Raw genomic sequence first — 1,863 nt, 5'->3', positions numbered from 1 at the left:
AGGTGCCCGCGTCCGGGTGAGCGGATGACACCCCATCGGCTCCCCCGGAGGTGAGGGGGAGGGGTGCCGACCGGACACCGGTGGGGGAGTGGCCGGCCGACCCGCGTCCGAGTCGGTGGCCGAACCGCTGCGGCGGGGAGTCAGGGGCGGGGCGCGACGTACCCGAGGAAGGCCGACCACGCGGTGGACCGCAACCCCAACCGCCCCCCACCCCGGTGCTTGGAGTCCCGCACATGCACGGTCCCGGGGCACTCCGCGACCTCCACGCAATCCCCGCCCTCGTTGTCGCTGTGGCTGGAGGTGTGCCACGGGAGAGCCACCTCGACGCACTGGCCACCCTCATTGCCGCTGTGGCTGGGTGCACGCCAGTTAAGAGCGACTTCGACGCATTGGCCACCTTCGTTGTCGCTGTAACTGCTGACGAACCAGACCAGTTCGGAGGAGGGAGTGGCCTGCTTGTTGCTCATCGATCCTCCAGGAGTTCTTCGAGCAGGGTCATGGACTCACGAGGAGTGAGCGCTTGTGCCCGGATACTCCCATAGCGGGCCGCCATCAGGCGTACCTGCTCCGAGTCGGTGATGAGTTGATTACGGCCGTGGCACTCCGCATACACCACGGGTGGCCTACCCTTTGGCGTGAGAAGAGTGAACGGGCCCGCGAGGCCGGCGTGATCCTCGCAGTTCAGCGGCAGAACCTGAATCTCGCACTCGGGAAGCCGGGCCGCTGTCAGCAATCCGCGCAACTGGTTCTGTCGCACGTCCCTTCCGCCCAACATGCGGTGAAGAACGGGCTCTTCGATGACGAAGGTGGTGAGGGGTGGTGGCCACTTGTCGGGTGTGGTCAGAAGCGTCTGTCGGGCAAGCCGGGCAGCGACCCGATTCTGGACCGTTTCTTCATCCAACCTCGGCCTCCGCGCCCGGAAAAGCGCTCGTGCGTAGTCCTCGGTCTGGAGGAGGCCGGGGATCACCATGGTGCTGTACTCGTGGATCTCCACGCACTGGGCCTCCAGGCTCGCGAAGAGTCGGAACCAGGCGGGGTGGCGGGTGCGGACCTTCTTCTTGGCCTCGCGCAGGTCCGGGATGACGGTGGTCAGCATCCCGTCCGCCCCGAAGAGGTCGTCCGCCGCGTGGAGCAACTCCTCCTGCGGGATGCGACGGGCGCGCTCGATGGCGGAGATCAGGTCCACCCCGAAGTTGAGGCGCTCGGCGGCCTCCTGCTGGGTGAGGCCCGCCCGTTCGCGGGCCCGCTTGAACAACTTCCCCAGGGCGCGCAGGAAGTCCTGTGCGCTGTCCTGGTCCTCGGGTAGTTCCACGTCCCGGGTCGGGTGGGGAACGGATCGGTCGATGGTGGTCGTTCCGCCGGACCGGCCGTCGTCGCCGGCTTCGACGGCTCCCTCGTGGTGGTCCTCGCGTGTGTGCTTCTCGTGCATGGTGGTGATCTCCCCCGCACCCCGATGACTTGCGACCCTGTGGAGTCGGACAACCACGATCCGTACGGGTCGCCCGCTTCGCCACGGTAGTCCTCGCGGGGCCAGACTCAAGACCGTGGACGACAACCTCACCCTTACCGGTACGGATCGCCGTGTCGCGCGACGGATCGGTTCCACCGCACGGGGCGTTTGCCTTGCCCGGAGCCTCACGGTGCGTCAACTCGACCTGTGGGGCTTCCCGCCGAGCAACCCGCTCTCGGAGAACGCCGCCCTCGTGGTGACCGAGTTGGCCACCAACGCCGTGGTGCACGGCGGGGCCGGGACCCCCGGTGGTGACTTCCACCTCCGGCTGGAACTGCCCGGCCGGCGCGGGCCGCTGCGGGTGGAGGTCGATGACGCGGCGGGGGACCGGCTCCCCGCCCCCGGGTCCGCCC

Annotated in this window: 3 protein-coding genes; 1 reads left to right on the top strand and 2 read right to left on the bottom strand. The window is 68.5% G+C overall.

Annotated elements, in window-relative coordinates; translation table 11 throughout:
- Positions 1-140: 140 nt before the first annotated feature.
- Complete coding sequence (locus FNQ90_RS21660) at positions 141-467, bottom strand: DUF397 domain-containing protein (RefSeq protein ID WP_182607895.1); 327 nt, start codon at positions 465-467, stop codon at positions 141-143.
- Positions 464-1,429: a helix-turn-helix domain-containing protein gene (locus FNQ90_RS21655; protein ID WP_182607894.1), complete on the bottom strand. Its 966-nt coding sequence runs from the start codon at positions 1,427-1,429 to the stop codon at positions 464-466. Before FNQ90_RS21655 ends, FNQ90_RS21660 begins: the two co-directional genes overlap by 4 nt.
- A gap of 211 nt (positions 1,430-1,640) precedes the next feature.
- On the opposite strand from FNQ90_RS21655, the gene FNQ90_RS21650 reads away from it, so the two are divergent.
- Positions 1,641-1,863: ATP-binding protein (locus tag FNQ90_RS21650; RefSeq protein ID WP_182607893.1), on the top strand; the 223-nt coding region annotated here is incomplete at its 3' end.

The organism is Streptomyces alkaliphilus, assembly GCF_014141535.1.
Classification (GTDB): Bacteria; Actinomycetota; Actinomycetes; order Streptomycetales; family Streptomycetaceae; genus Streptomyces; species Streptomyces alkaliphilus.
This window is presented reverse-complemented; position numbering and strand designations above follow the sequence as displayed.